Raw genomic sequence first — 13,358 nt, forward strand, 5'->3', positions numbered from 1 at the left:
ACAAAAAGTCTAACAAATTGGTATGATAAGAGCCTGATTTTTTTAAAGAAGTTTTGAGTTTTAAAAGAAAATACGCATAAGACAAAATCCCCACACAACAACAAAAATAACAATGCTTAAAAAGACAACCGCACTGCCCGCGTCTTTGGCGCGTCCTGCCATTTCATGGTATTCTAAAGTAACCAAGTCCGTCACACGCTCAATAGCGCTGTTCATTGCCTCAGCTAAAGGCATCCCCATAAGTGCAATAAACATGAGGAGTTTATAAGAAAGCTCTAATGGCACTAAAAAAATAACGGGTAATAGACACAAAACAATCACAAGTTCTACACGAAATGAGGTCTCATTGGCGATAATATCGCGTAATCCTTTAAGCGCATAGGTTGTATTTTTAAAAAAATGGTATCTAGGTTGGTTTCTCACACTAAGCCTTTATTTTTTTTGGTATGTTAGTATATCTTTTGTCGAATCATAGAGTGCTGTTTGCACACCCATTACGCCCAAAATAGTATGAAAAAGATTATCATGTGAGTAATCTTGTGATGCTCTTTTCATAAGAGATGCTATATCGATGCGCTCTTTGCTTTTATGTCCAAACCACATAAGTGCTCCAACATGCGTCTGCTCATCAGGTGCCATAAAGTAAGGAATCCCATGCAAATAAAGTCCTTTTTCACCCAAAGATTCACCGTGATCCGCCATATAAATCATGGCTGTTTGGAAATTTTGGTCATTCTGCTTTAAAAAAGCGATGGTTTTTGAGAGAAAATAGTCGGTGTACAAAATAGCATTATCATACGCATTACCAATCTCTTCAGAGCTGCATTTTTCAACTTGATTGGTTTGACACGTCGGTGTAAATTTTTCAAAAGCTTTAGGATAACGCTTATAATACGCAGGTCCATGGTTACCCATCTGATGAAGCACGATGAGGATATCGCCTTTTTGCGCATTCACATACTCCTGAAGCCCTACAAGCATTCCTTCATCACGGCACTCATCTTCGCACATGGTATTGTTTTGGCTCAGTTTATAATCTTGATATTCCACGCGTAATGCAACTCCTTTGGAATCAGAGTTGTTGTCACGCCATAAGATACTTGATCCACTGTGCTTGAGTACATCAATGACATTTTCACGTGCTTTTGCCTCTTTATCGGTGTAGTTTTTACGATCTAAGCCTGAAAACATACAAGGTACCGAAATGGCTGTTGAGGTTCCACACGAATAGAGATTGGAAAAATTGATAATGTCTTCTTTTTGCAATAAAGGATTTGTTTGTCTTTCATACCCATTGAGTGAAAAACGATTTGCACGGGCTGCTTCTCCCACAACGACAATTGTTAGTTTTCGTGTGCCATCTTCTGATTTTTTAGCATCCAATCCAATTTGTTTTAGTGTTGCCTCTTTTTTATAAAAACTGTTATAAACATAATAACCCACAGAGTAGAGACAATACGTCGGATTGGTATAGTAACGAAGCGATTTATGTTCTCTAAAAAATGAGGTGTAAAAGCGATTAAAGGCAAAAAGCATCACCGCAATCAGTATCAGTGCGATACCTATACTTTTTACTTTCCCAAAAACCTCTTCTTTAAAGCTTCCATAAGCGACAGGTACGCGATAAATCATAAAAGAAGGAAGTATGCCCAAAAAGAAGAAATATCCTAAAAGCTTCATATTAATAAGATCCATTGACTCATTAATGTTTGTTTCCACAGCATTTTGAATCATCGTATCATCAAGAATGACATTGTAAGTATTCATAAAATAATTGGTCAAAGAAGCGATCAAAACCAATGCGATTAACAAAGGTTTGAGCGTATAACGAGCGCTTAACAGTGTCACTAACACGGTTATAATAGCCGCTAACACGATGCCTAAAGAGAGAAGAAATCCAACATTTGAAGCTGAAAATTCATATACGCTCATGACATGCTTAAAAAAAGAGAGGTTATCAAAGAGTACCAAGAAAAGCGCTACGATTACGACAAATCTTGTACTGGTTATTTTAAATTGCATTTATTCTCACTTGCAGTTTCTTTTTACATGTAAAGTATAGTTTAGTTTTTTAAACAGATGTTCCGAGCAAGATACCATTTAACAATTGCCATCGTCGAATAGCTCATTTCACGCTGTTCAAAAGGGATGGAGCAAATACGCATCTTAGAGCTTACCACACCACTGACAAGTGTGAGAAAAAGAAAAAAAGCGATGCCTATCCAAATATTATAGACATACCCTATCCACAAACCCACAATGGTCGGCGTAAAGGTCAATGCTCCATAAACAGTAAACATCGCTACACGACACCAAAATCCTCTGATCTTAGGAACAATTTCAATAATCGGTGGAATGTGATCCATGGTTATTTAAGATTGGTAAAGTTGACTGGAAAATCGAAATCGCATCCGCGAATGGCTTTGATAGCCTCTTGTAAGTCATCAATTGCCTTACCCTCAACTCTTACAACATGACCACGAATCGAAGCTTGCACTTTGAGTTTAAGATCTTTAATCTCTTTAACAATCTTTTTCGCATCATCACTGGAGATCGCATCCACAATACTCACAGTTACTTTGGTTTTATTGCCACCGGCTACTTCACGTTTTGTCTCTTTGAGTGCTTTAGAAGAAATATCTCGCTTAATGGCTTCCGAAATTAACGCCTCTACCATTGCATCAGCCTTACTGTCTGTTGTGGTTACAAGTGTGACAGTTTTTGCTTTCTCATTGTGATCAAACTCACACGTAATGCCTTTAAAATCCCATCGATTGGTGATGACTTTTTTAGCTTGCTCATAAGCATCTTTAAATTTTTGCTTATCAATCTCTGCACTAATGTCAAAACTATGCTCTTTTGCCATACATTCTCCTTATTGTCTTAGAAATTCTTTGATATTTTCACCTACAAGTCGCATCAATTCCCTCCTTGCCTCCACACTCGCCCATGCAATATGAGGCGTAATGATAAGACGTTCAGGATGCTTTACATGTAAAAGCGGATGATTCTCTACCATTGGCTCAACCGCCAATACATCTAGCCCTACATAAATCTCTTTAGCATCAATAACTTCACGTAAATCATCTTCATTCACGATGCCACCACGACCTACATTGACTAAAATAGCACCTTTTTTCGTAAGGGTTAACTGCTCTTTATCAATCAAGTTTTTTGTATTTTCATTGAGTGGTGCATGAATCGAAATAACATCGCACGTTTGCATCATGGCTTCAAGACTCACACGCTCAAAACGATTGTCACTATTGGCGCCGCTGGTCGAATAATAAACCACATTTGCCCCAAATGCCGAAGCAATTTTTGCAACCTCTTTTCCTATTGCACCAAAACCAACAATTCCCCAACGTTTACCTTTAAGCTCCCAAAATGGACGGTCAATATGCGTATACATTGGACTTTGACACCAAGCGCCTGATGTGACAAACGAATCATAATAACGACAATGCCCCAAAAGATTAAGTACGAGCATCAAAGTCGTTTGTGCCACGGATGCAGTCGAATAACCCGCAACATTTTTAACCACAATGCCTTTTTGCTTCGCGTACTCCAAATCAACGTTATTCGTTCCCGTAGCGGTAATGCAAATTAGCCCTAAATTTGGGCATGCGTCCATCACATCCTTGTCAATTAACACTTTATTGGTTAAAACAATCTTCGCATCGCCAATATGCTCTACTCTTTGCTCTAAAACCGTTGTTTCAAAGGTTTCAAATTCCCCAAACTGCTTGAAAAGAGTTAAGTCTGCATCATCGCCTAATGTCTTAGCATCTAAAAAAACAATTTTCATTGTTTAGTCCTTTATGCGGTGTCCCACAAATTTTGAGAAGTTCTCCATAATAAGCCCTCCTCTTCTAAAACCAAGTCCACATCCCTCATAAGCAAAGAAAACGCCTGCTTGGTATGATTGACCCTCGCTATCTCTTGGAAGCTCTGCATACGCTTGGTAAATGGGTTTAAAGTTACCATATTCACCCTCTGTTTTTGCCATGACAGACATGTCACTGTCGTAAATAATAGTATTTGCACCTTCTCGTCCAAAGGCTCTTTTTTCAACCTGTTTTTTACCCTTTAGTGGATCAAATGAGGTTTCCAAAAGTAAAGGATGGTTAGGGAAAAGATCCCATAAAACTTTCATAAACGCTTTACTTTGAAACAGAAGCGTATAGGCAGGGTTTAAAATGATCGCCTTTTGCTCACGAACAATCTCATCTAGAAGCAGTGCCAAATCACCCTCTTCGATAGCGATATTTTCCCAAGGAACTAGCTTGAACCAATATTCAAAGTTCTCATCTCCTTTAAAAATACCCTCGCTCCCACTAAATCCAACCTTATCGACATAAGCAAAATCAGTGTGAAAACCTGCTTCATTCGCAGCTGTCTGAAGAAGTCTGGTCGTATTTTCATCTTCGATATTTCCGCGAATGGAAGAGAAAAGGATTTTCCATCCCTCATAATATTCGGCAAAATCTTCTGGGTTGCCACCAAGTACCACCAAGCGTTTGAAGTTCTCTTTGAGCGCTTCAAAAACGGTATTAAACTGTTTAGCTTCATCCATGCCATTGGCTTTAAGCATTGCCCATTGAATAATCGCTGTTTCATACAATGATGTTGGTGTATCGGCATTGAATTCTATGAGCTTAATGGGTTTGCCATCCACGCCACCCGCAAAATCAAAACGTCCATACAGATGCCAATGCACATCATTCGACCATGAGTTTTTAATCAATTCTACAAGATTAAACGGAATATTAAGCTCATGAAACAGATTGTTGTCAATGACATATTGACCGGCTTCCGCAAACATATCATAAAGTTCATTGGCAGCGGCATAATAAGCTTCTACCTCATCATTACTCACAAGCACTAACTCATCCGCTACATAAGATGTCTGATCAGCATCGGTATGCCAATAAAATCCGATAGACTCTAAAAACTCTTTACTTAACGGTTTAATTTTTTCTACATGTAACATCATTAACTTCCTGAACTTGGGGGTACGCTTGAACTCGAAGTGCCACTTCCGGAACTACTACTTCCTGAGCTTGAACCAAAAAATCCACTGCTTTTAGTTGTACTGCTTGTGCTCGAAGTGGACATTGGCTTATTAAAACTGGTCGTACTGCGAGAATAGGCTTGCGGGCTTGAATAATTGGTCGCTCTTTGATTTTGATATGTTGGGTTATTAAAAAGCTTTCCACCAATCCAACTACCAATCATAGCACCTGCAATACTGGAGAGAAGAATGCCCCCTAGTCCCATCTGTCCAGAACTCATGTTCGGATTGGTTAAAGGTGATGTGTTATTGTCGATCTTTTTTGCCTCTTCTTGTACCAAAGCATCAATTTCGGTTTGTGTTAAAATACGCTCGCTACCATCGGGTTTTCTTACAATAACACGTGTTGTTGAACTTGGGTACTCTTCCGCTATTTTGTACTCCCCTGGAGCGATTTCATCCACAATAACCAGAGCACCTTGTGTTTTTGCCGCATCAGCAAGAGCGTTTTTATTCCCCTCTTTTTGATCACAGCCTTGCATACTAACAATGACCATCACGCCGATACCACCAGCAATCATATAATCTGAAATTTTACGAATATAGCGCATGATCTTTTATTCTCCTAGAATCTCTTTAAGTTTTTTCCCTTTTTTGATAAAAAGCTTGCCATTTTTATCCATGACGTCATTTAACTGCCCTACTTTTTTACCAATTTTATCGCTGATATGTTGTTTCTCTTTTTTAGAAAACCCTTTTTCTTTGAGATAACTTCTTAAATCTCTCCAGTCACTGTAAGATTCAAACATATCATCAACGACCCTATTATCATCCTCTTCATCTAAAACATCTGCTTCTTCAAATGAAAAAGGTGTGGGTGAAGATGTAGCATGTGAAGGAGTAATGGATGCGGGTGCGTTAGTCGATGTTACTGTCTCATTTCCCGTATGCGTGATTTGTCGATTAGCTAAGGTAAGAATCGCTTTGAGTTGCTCATCGCGCTCTTTGTAGATCATCTCTATCTTTTCTTTCGATTCAATCAAAAGACGTTCTTTATCAGCGATAAGGCGCTCTTTATCGGCTTCGAGTTTTTCATTTTTCAGTTTCATCTCTTCGAGTTGCACTTTGAGTAACTCTACATAGGCACTCTCTGTAGGGCTTTCTATCTTGCGTATAGATGGTCCTTCTTTGAGGCTACTTTTTGTTAGTAAAATGTACTTCACGCCATTTTCAATAACACTTTGCAGAGAGCCTCTTCGCAAACGATTATAGATAGCCTCTTTGCTCACGCCTAAAAGCTTTGCCGCCTCAATAACAGTTAGTTTTTTATCCATCTTGTGACCCTTTGCTAACGAAGAGAAATATATTTGCTCTTATGTTATCACAGCTTTGATTAGTTTATTTTGAGAAAATGTTTTTGAGGGGTTAAGAAGAGAAGCCAAGAAGCTAACTTCTTGGCTGTGTGTGTTAGAGTCTCGACTCGTAACGGCGAAGCATATAAAGTCTTTTCAACTGTTTTTTGCGAGCACTAATTTTATCTTTTTTGCGTTTTTCTGTTGCTGTTTCATAGAAACGTCTTGCACGCACTTCAGTTACAACTAGGTTACGATCAACTTGTTTTTTAAACTTTCTATACGCTTCGTCAAACGAATCGTTAGGATGTACTTTAATTCCTGGCATACTCTATCCACCACCTTTCTGATGAATTTAGGAGGGAATTGTATCTAACAAGCTTTACATGTAAGCTTAAAAAGCATGACTACTTGCGTTATTGCCACTTTTTTTATTTTACAATTGACGATAAAAATCAATTATCTCTTGACTTTATACGTCAATACGTGTATACTTTCGCTTAATTTTAATGATAAAAAGGTGACATTTTTATGAACATCGTCCTTTTAAAAAATAGAAATGATGATTTTCCAATCATTATTCAACAAAAGCAAATCTTAAAGTATGCCCACCATTACGATCTTAAAATTGATACCACAGAGATTGAAAACTCTGATCCTACACTTGAACTTGAGGAAAGAAAAGAATTCAAAGGCTTTTTGCGTTCACTTTCAAAAAATGACCATGTTATTATTTTTGACCTCTTTACCTTTTCAACTCACGTAGAAGAATTAGTCAAAATTTTTGAATGCTTGCTCACACGTTCTATATCCGTCCATATCGCTGATGCTAATGTATGTATTCATACTGACTCTAAACCTTTAGTACTTCTAGAACTTCTTGTCAAACAACGAGAACTCAATAAAAAGCTAGACAAAGAAAAAACGCAAGGTAGGCCTAAAGGTCGTATGTCAAAATCAAAATTTGATATTCACAGACCTTATATCATTGAACTTCTTGAAAACCGTACTTCAATCAGTGAAATTTCAAAAATCTTACATGTAAGCCGTACATCGCTGAAAGATTATGTCAATTCTAGAGGTCTTAAAGATCTTGTCAAAGCAAAAATTTTACTGCTTCAATCATCTAAAAAACCATCAGTAGTGTTAAAATCTCCAACTCCAAAAGAGTGTTCACTCATTAAACAGCCAATAGATCAAACAGAAGGAAGACACCATGAATTGTAATAGCGATTTATCAATTCAACCCACTTATTATCGGTTGAAACGCTATCTTAGTTTTGGCATCATTACGCTCATAGCACTAATTTTGCCATTTATATCCATAGAAGGAAAACACTTTTTCTTGCTCAGTTTTGACAAAAAACAGTTGCATCTTTTCTTTACAACTTTCGATATGCAAGAGCTCTACTTAATGCCCTTTGTCATCATGCTTTTCTTTTTGAGTATCTTTTTTATCACGACTCTTGGAGGTAGAGTTTGGTGCGGCTGGTCATGCCCCCAAACTATTTTTAGAGTTATTTTTCGTGATTTGATTCAAACAAAACTTTTGGGTATCCGAAAAAATATTAATAACAAACAGAAAGAACCTGAAGAAGGACAAATATTTAAACGTATTTTTGCACTTCTTATTTGGGCATGTTTAGCCCTTTTAGCAGCTTCTAATTTCCTATGGTATTTTATTCCGCCTGAAGACTTTTTTGTTTATCTCAAAGATCCTTTTGAAAACAGTGTTATGTATGGCTTTTTAATATGTATCACGTTATTTTTGATCTACGTTGTTACTTCTTTAAAAGAAAATTTTTGTGTCTATATTTGCCCGTATGCACGTATCCAATCAGCACTTTTTGATGAAAACACCATTCAAACAATCTATGATGAAAAGCGCGGTGGTAAAATTTACGATGCAAAAGGGCTTAAACTAAGCAATAAACCACCTTTAGCAACAGACGATTGTACAGGATGTGAAGCATGTGTGCGTGTATGTCCAACACATATTGATATTCGCAAAGGTATGCAATTAGAATGTATTAACTGCTTAGAGTGCGCTGATGCATGTACCCCTGTTATGGAAAAACTTGGCAAGCCTTCGTTGATTACATGGACAAGTTCTAACGCTGCTGAAAAAGACATCAAAACACAATATATCCGCTTTAGAACCGTTGCCTATGTCATTGCTTTAACCTTAGCACTTATTGGTCTTTTTGTTATGGGGACTAAGAAAGAGTATATGCTTTTAAATATCAACCGGACAAGTCAACTCTACAAAGTAGCAGATGATGGCAAAACGATTGAAAATGTCTATACCTTTTTATTTCAAAATACAGACTCTAAAGATCATCTTTACTATTTTGACATTTCAAATCAAGCCATTAAGATTGATAAACCAAGTGAGCCTTTCTTGCTCAAATCTGGCGAGAAACTTAAAAAAGTAGTCATTCTATCATCGGTACCTAAAGAGCTAAAAACTGAAGGTGAAGATATGCCTATTAGTATTAAAGCCTATGCTATCGATTTAAAAGAGAAAATTGTCGTTGAACGCAAAAGTATTTTTATTTATCCTAAAAAAAGTGATGTTCATCCCCAATAACTCACTCTTACGCGTAAGGGAATAAACTTTCCTTACGCGATCTTAACTCTTTTTTTCCCAAAATTTTTTTAATCTCAGGAGTATCCTATGATAACCTCTAGCCGTATTCAAAACTTTCCTATTATGATGTTTGCTATCGTTATGGGACTTTCAGGGCTCACCATCGTTTATCAAAAAGCTACTTTATGGCTTGGTTTCCCAAATATCATTGCAGCTTCTTTAGTACTTTTAGTCACCATTGTTTTTATAATAATTGTTACACTCTATGCAATGAAAATCATTTTTTTCTTCGAAGAAGTTAAACAAGAATTTGCCCACCCTATTCGGATCAATTTTTTTGCAGCAGCTTCTATCTCATTATTATTGCTTTCTATTATTTACCAAGATATACACATAGGTATATCTGCGTGTCTTTGGTATATGGGTGCTGGCTTACAAACATTTTTGACATTTTATACTATCCGCTTTTGGATTACTCAAAATATGGAAATTGTACATTCCAATCCAGCATGGTTTATTCCTATCGTAGGTAATGTTATTGCTCCTATTGGTGGAGAGCACTTTGCAAGTCCCGAAATACTCATTTACTTCTTTGCAGTAGGTATCTTTTTTTGGATTATTTTATTACCAATAATTGTCAATCGTATTATTTTTCATCATCAGCTTGCTCAGAAGTTTTTACCTACTCTTTTTATTTTAATAGCACCACCTGCCATTGGGGTTATCTCGTATCTTAAAATAACAGGCCATTTTGACCTCATGGCAAGTATACTGTACAGTTTAGGACTTTTCTTTACATTACTGTTGATTTTTATGGTAAAAAACTTTTTAAAACTACAATTTTTTATCTCGTGGTGGGCATTTACTTTTCCATTAGCAGCTATTACGATTGCTTCTCTTGTTGCTTTTCATGCTACACAAAAACTATTTTATAGCTATATTGCAACTCTTTTAATTGTAATAACAACTTCTGTTATTTGTTTTGTAGGATATAAAACACTTTGGTATATTTCTAAAAAAGAAATTTGTATCGCAGAGTAGGAAGTAGAGGAACTAGATGATGGTCTAGCCATCATCTAGTAATATTATTAAAGCGCTGCTTTTGCTTGTTTTACAACAGTTGCAAAGGCTTCAGGGTCATTCATCGCCATATCTGCAAGAATCTTTCTGTCTAAATCAATATTTGCTTTGTTTAGAGCGTTGATGAAGCGTGAATAGCTGATATCGTTAAGTCTGCATGCTGCGTTAATACGTGTGATCCAAAGTCTTCTAAAATCTCTTTTCTTTTGTCTTCTATCACGGAATGCATAAACTAAACTTCTCTCAATTTGCTCTTTCGCTTTTCTAAAGTGTTTTCTTCTTCCACTAAAGAAGCCTCTTGCCATCTTTAAAATTTTCTTGTGACGTCTTCTTCTGACGATACCTGTTTTTACTCTTGCCATGGTGTCTCCTTGACCAAATAAATCAATGTCGGTGTCCCACAAGGGAACTTGCCCTCATTACGAGGGGAACATTACATGTAGGGTGAATGACTCTTGTCAAAAACTCTTTTTAAATTACGCTTTACAAAGCATTAATTTAACGGACTTCTCATCACGTGCATCAACAGTCTTAGCAACTTTCAAACCACGCATTCTTTTCGTTGGTTTTTTAGTAAGAATATGACTTCTAAAGGCTGCGCCTCTTTTAATCTTGTTCTTACCAGCTCTAAAACGCTTGGCTGCGCCGCGTACCGTTTTCATTTTCGGCATGCTTACTCCTTGTATTTATTCTAAAATCTAATGAGGAAATATCCCCTCTAGCATTAGAAAACGGCTATAATAGCTTAATTTTCCTTAGAGGGGATTAAAATAGTGAAGATACCGACGAATTCAGGTTACTTTTTTGGAGTGACCAGCATATTAATATAGCGTCCTTCAAGCTTTGGAGTCTTTTCACGCTCAGCAATGTCTTCCAACATCGGCCATAGGCTCTCTAGAACCTGCTCACCAATCTCTGGATTAGACATCTCACGACCTTTTAGAAAAACTCTAAAACGGACATGTTTGCCCTCTTCCAAAAACTCTCTAGCATGCTTGACTTTATAGTTAATATCATTAGCAGCGATTTTTACAGAAAGCTTGATCTCTTTAATCTCAATGATTTTCTGATTTTTGCGTGCCTCTTTTAACTTCTTTTCTTGCTGGTACTTAAACTTGCCATAGTTCATAATTTTACAAACAGGTGGCTTTGCATCAGGTGCAATTAAAACGAGATCTAATCCTAGCTCATCTGCTTTCGCAAGAGCCTCATTTCTGGAAATGATGCCATATTGTGTACCATCATCGCCAACACATCTTACCTCAGATGCCCTGATTTCGTCGTTTAGTATAACGTCTTTGTCTTTACTCAAAAGTGTACCTCACTAAGTTTCTCCTTCATATTTGATATTAATGCTTCTTTTGTCAAATTATACTGTGTTCTCTCACGTCTATCTCTAACAGCAACACTTTGTTCTTCCACTTCTGCATCACCAATGACCAAAATCATTGGTACACGCATGGTTTCAGCGTTACGAATACGTTTATTAAGACTCTCATTTTTGGAAGAGATCTCAACATCAATACCCTCTGCCATTAACTCATTGGCTAATGTTTTTGCGTACGCTAAATGCGCATCTGAAATTGGAACAATTACGGCTTGAATTGGCGCAATAAAGAATGGAAACTCTCCAGAAGTATGCTCAATCAAAATACCAATAAAACGCTCAAATGAACCTAAAATTGCACGATGTAACATGACTGGACGCGCATGCTCATTATTCGCATCAACATAAGAAATATCAAAACGCTCAGGCAAGTTAAAGTCAACTTGAATAGTACCACATTGCCATTTACGTTTAAGGGCATCGGTAATTTTGATGTCGATTTTAGGACCATAAAACGCTCCACCACCTTCATCGATACCATAATGGATGCCATTCTCATCAAGAGCTTTTTTTAAGCCTTCGGTTGCTGCTTCCCAGTATTTTTCATCGCCGATTGATTTTTCAGGGCGTGTTGAAATTTCCATATCATACTTAAACCCAAAAGTTTTCATAATAGAATCGACAAAACTTAAAATTTCTAAAACATTCTCTTTAATTTGATCAGGTGTACAGAAAATATGCGCATCATCTTGTGTAAATTCACGCACACGGAAAAGTCCATGCAATACGCCACTTTTTTCATGTCGATGCACGACACCGTATTCAAAAAATTTAAGTGGTAAATCACGATAGCTTCTGACCTCATTTTGGAACACTTTAATATGTCCTAAACAGTTCATTGGCTTAATACCATATTCTGCTTCATCAATTACGGTAAAATACATATTTTCACCATAATTTTGATAGTGACCACTAATCTTCCACGCATCTGATTTTAAAATCTCAGGACCACGTACAGGCTGATAGCCACGCTGTCGGTGTGCTTTAAAAAGAAGCTGTTCTAGTTTACTTCTCAGTCTTCCACCATTTGGAAGCCAAATAGGAAGACCAGCTCCAACTTCGTCATCAAAGGTAAAGAGTTTGAGTTCATTACCAAGTTTTCGGTGATCTCGCTTCTTTGCCTCTTCAATCATAGTCACATAATCTTTGAGACTCTCTTTATCTGCAAACGCTATTCCATAGATACGAGTAAGCATTTCGCGTTTCTCGTCACCGCCTAGATAGGCACCCGCAACTTTGATCAGTTTAAAAAATCTAAGATATTTGGTGTTTGGAACGTGAGGTCCACGACATAAATCTTCAAAATCACCTTGCTTATAGATGGAAACTTCACCATCAGGAATTCTAAGTAAGACTTCTTGCTTCAAATCATCGTGTTCAAAATGTTTAATAACAGCCGTTTTCGTTGTGTAAATCTTCTCAATGGGTAACTTAGCATTTGCAAGCTCTGCCATCTTTTTTTCTATCTCTTTAAGATCAGCATCACCAATCTTTTCATTGACACGAAAATCGTAATAAAAACCGTCTTCAATGACAGGTCCAACAAAAAATTGTGCATCTTTGTACAACGCTTTAATCGCTTGAGCCATTAAGTGTGCGCACGAGTGACGAATCACTTCAAGGGCATCTTTAGAGTTGTCAAATAAGATTTTGTCTTCGTAAGTCTTTGAGGAGGCAGCAGCAGTTTGAGTGTCAATGACGAGTACGCCATCTTTATAGGCTATAACATCATTCATCATAGTAAGATCCTTTTACTTGTATGAACTCCCAAACAGACGGGAGAACAAAAAAATGGTGGCCACGAGAGGATTCGAACCTCCGACCACTACCATGTCAAGGTAGTGCTCTACCAACTGAGCTACGCGACCACACAATTTAAGAGCTGAGATTATACCAAAAAAAAATAAAAATGCAACAATTTTTTGGATTCAAAAA

General features: G+C 37.2%; 16 protein-coding genes and 1 tRNA gene. 3 read left to right on the plus strand and 14 right to left on the minus strand.

What is annotated here, in order from left to right; genetic code table 11:
• Positions 1–60 precede the first annotated feature (60 nt).
• The 9 genes from N0B29_RS03810 to rpsU all read right to left on the minus strand — a co-directional run bounded on the left by N0B29_RS03810 (position 61) and on the right by rpsU (position 6,694).
• Entirely contained in the window at positions 61–423 is a 363-nt protein-coding gene (locus N0B29_RS03810) for a diacylglycerol kinase (RefSeq protein WP_263832354.1), read from the minus strand.
• A gap of 9 nt (positions 424–432) precedes the next feature.
• The gene (locus N0B29_RS03815; protein ID WP_263832355.1) at positions 433–2,022 is read right to left on the minus strand and encodes a phosphoethanolamine transferase; all 1,590 of its coding nucleotides are present in this window, start codon (positions 2,020–2,022) and stop codon (positions 433–435) included.
• Positions 2,023–2,063: 41 nt separating this feature from the next.
• Positions 2,064–2,366 carry a hypothetical protein gene (locus N0B29_RS03820; protein ID WP_263832356.1) on the minus strand — a complete coding sequence of 101 codons (303 nt, stop codon included), beginning with the start codon at positions 2,364–2,366 and terminating at the stop codon, positions 2,064–2,066.
• Positions 2,367–2,368: 2 nt separating this feature from the next.
• Positions 2,369–2,866 (minus strand): YajQ family cyclic di-GMP-binding protein, encoded by a 498-nt coding sequence (locus N0B29_RS03825; protein ID WP_263832357.1) that lies wholly within the window; start codon positions 2,864–2,866, stop codon positions 2,369–2,371.
• Positions 2,867–2,875: 9 nt separating this feature from the next.
• The gene (locus N0B29_RS03830; protein WP_263832358.1) at positions 2,876–3,808 is read right to left on the minus strand and encodes a D-2-hydroxyacid dehydrogenase; all 933 of its coding nucleotides are present in this window, start codon (positions 3,806–3,808) and stop codon (positions 2,876–2,878) included.
• A 3-nt stretch (positions 3,809–3,811) separates the two neighbouring features.
• Positions 3,812–4,993 carry a glutathionylspermidine synthase family protein gene (locus N0B29_RS03835; RefSeq protein ID WP_263832500.1) on the minus strand — a complete coding sequence of 394 codons (1,182 nt, stop codon included), beginning with the start codon at positions 4,991–4,993 and terminating at the stop codon, positions 3,812–3,814.
• Between the two features lie 2 nt (positions 4,994–4,995).
• Positions 4,996–5,625: a UPF0323 family lipoprotein gene (locus N0B29_RS03840; RefSeq protein WP_263832359.1), complete on the minus strand. Its 630-nt coding sequence runs from the start codon at positions 5,623–5,625 to the stop codon at positions 4,996–4,998.
• A gap of 6 nt (positions 5,626–5,631) precedes the next feature.
• Positions 5,632–6,348, minus strand: coding sequence for a helix-turn-helix domain-containing protein (locus N0B29_RS03845; protein ID WP_263832360.1), 717 nt, complete (start codon positions 6,346–6,348; stop codon positions 5,632–5,634).
• A gap of 133 nt (positions 6,349–6,481) precedes the next feature.
• The gene (rpsU, locus tag N0B29_RS03850) at positions 6,482–6,694 is read right to left on the minus strand and encodes a 30S ribosomal protein S21 (RefSeq protein WP_025343347.1); all 213 of its coding nucleotides are present in this window, start codon (positions 6,692–6,694) and stop codon (positions 6,482–6,484) included.
• A 203-nt stretch (positions 6,695–6,897) separates the two neighbouring features.
• Here rpsU and N0B29_RS03855 point away from each other — a divergent pair, with 203 nt between their 5' ends.
• From N0B29_RS03855 to N0B29_RS03865, 3 genes are all read left to right on the plus strand, one after another.
• Entirely contained in the window at positions 6,898–7,593 is a 696-nt protein-coding gene (locus N0B29_RS03855; protein WP_263832361.1) for a recombinase family protein, read from the plus strand.
• A complete protein-coding gene (gene ccoG / locus N0B29_RS03860) occupies positions 7,583–8,956 on the plus strand; it encodes a cytochrome c oxidase accessory protein CcoG (RefSeq protein ID WP_263832362.1) in 1,374 nt (457 codons plus the stop codon). The genes N0B29_RS03855 and ccoG overlap by 11 nt, the downstream gene beginning before the upstream one ends.
• 87 nt (positions 8,957–9,043) lie before the next feature.
• Complete coding sequence (locus N0B29_RS03865) at positions 9,044–9,997, plus strand: SLAC1 anion channel family protein (protein ID WP_263832363.1); 954 nt, start codon at positions 9,044–9,046, stop codon at positions 9,995–9,997.
• 47 nt (positions 9,998–10,044) lie between these two features.
• Here the strand turns inward: N0B29_RS03865 and rplT are convergent, their stop codons facing one another.
• From rplT to N0B29_RS03890, 5 genes are all read right to left on the minus strand, one after another.
• Positions 10,045–10,398, minus strand: a complete 354-nt coding sequence (gene rplT / locus N0B29_RS03870) for a 50S ribosomal protein L20 (RefSeq protein ID WP_037961431.1) — start codon at positions 10,396–10,398, stop codon at positions 10,045–10,047.
• Between the two features lie 114 nt (positions 10,399–10,512).
• Positions 10,513–10,707, minus strand: a complete 195-nt coding sequence (gene rpmI, locus N0B29_RS03875) for a 50S ribosomal protein L35 (protein ID WP_263832364.1) — start codon at positions 10,705–10,707, stop codon at positions 10,513–10,515.
• Between the two features lie 125 nt (positions 10,708–10,832).
• A complete protein-coding gene (gene infC / locus N0B29_RS03880) occupies positions 10,833–11,348 on the minus strand; it encodes a translation initiation factor IF-3 (protein ID WP_263832365.1) in 516 nt (171 codons plus the stop codon).
• Positions 11,345–13,162 (minus strand): threonine--tRNA ligase, encoded by a 1,818-nt coding sequence (gene thrS / locus N0B29_RS03885; protein WP_263832366.1) that lies wholly within the window; start codon positions 13,160–13,162, stop codon positions 11,345–11,347. Before thrS ends, infC begins: the two co-directional genes overlap by 4 nt.
• Before the next feature lie 53 nt (positions 13,163–13,215).
• A tRNA-Val gene (locus N0B29_RS03890) sits at positions 13,216–13,291 on the minus strand.
• Between the last annotated feature and the right edge of the window lie 67 nt (positions 13,292–13,358).

The sequence above is a fragment of the Sulfurospirillum oryzae genome (genome assembly GCF_025770725.1).
Lineage (GTDB): Bacteria > Campylobacterota > Campylobacteria > Campylobacterales > Sulfurospirillaceae > Sulfurospirillum > Sulfurospirillum oryzae.

What these genes read in the sequence shown, in the direction of transcription:
- N0B29_RS03815 (WP_263832355.1), bottom strand. Translation starts at nt 2,022, where the DNA reads ATGCAATTTAAAATAACCAGTACAAGATTTGTCGTAATCGTAGCGCTT.
- N0B29_RS03820 (WP_263832356.1), bottom strand. Translation starts at nt 2,366, where the DNA reads ATGGATCACATTCCACCGATTATTGAAATTGTTCCTAAGATCAGAGGA.
- N0B29_RS03825 (WP_263832357.1), bottom strand. Translation starts at nt 2,866, where the DNA reads ATGGCAAAAGAGCATAGTTTTGACATTAGTGCAGAGATTGATAAGCAA.
- N0B29_RS03830 (WP_263832358.1), bottom strand. Translation starts at nt 3,808, where the DNA reads ATGAAAATTGTTTTTTTAGATGCTAAGACATTAGGCGATGATGCAGAC.
- N0B29_RS03835 (WP_263832500.1), bottom strand. Translation starts at nt 4,993, where the DNA reads ATGTTACATGTAGAAAAAATTAAACCGTTAAGTAAAGAGTTTTTAGAG.
- N0B29_RS03840 (WP_263832359.1), bottom strand. Translation starts at nt 5,625, where the DNA reads ATGCGCTATATTCGTAAAATTTCAGATTATATGATTGCTGGTGGTATC.
- N0B29_RS03845 (WP_263832360.1), bottom strand. Translation starts at nt 6,348, where the DNA reads ATGGATAAAAAACTAACTGTTATTGAGGCGGCAAAGCTTTTAGGCGTG.
- rpsU (WP_025343347.1), bottom strand. Translation starts at nt 6,694, where the DNA reads ATGCCAGGAATTAAAGTACATCCTAACGATTCGTTTGACGAAGCGTAT.
- N0B29_RS03855 (WP_263832361.1), top strand. Translation starts at nt 6,898, where the DNA reads ATGAACATCGTCCTTTTAAAAAATAGAAATGATGATTTTCCAATCATT.
- ccoG (WP_263832362.1), top strand. Translation starts at nt 7,583, where the DNA reads ATGAATTGTAATAGCGATTTATCAATTCAACCCACTTATTATCGGTTG.
- N0B29_RS03865 (WP_263832363.1), top strand. Translation starts at nt 9,044, where the DNA reads ATGATAACCTCTAGCCGTATTCAAAACTTTCCTATTATGATGTTTGCT.
- rplT (WP_037961431.1), bottom strand. Translation starts at nt 10,398, where the DNA reads ATGGCAAGAGTAAAAACAGGTATCGTCAGAAGAAGACGTCACAAGAAA.
- rpmI (WP_263832364.1), bottom strand. Translation starts at nt 10,707, where the DNA reads ATGCCGAAAATGAAAACGGTACGCGGCGCAGCCAAGCGTTTTAGAGCT.
- thrS (WP_263832366.1), bottom strand. Translation starts at nt 13,162, where the DNA reads ATGATGAATGATGTTATAGCCTATAAAGATGGCGTACTCGTCATTGAC.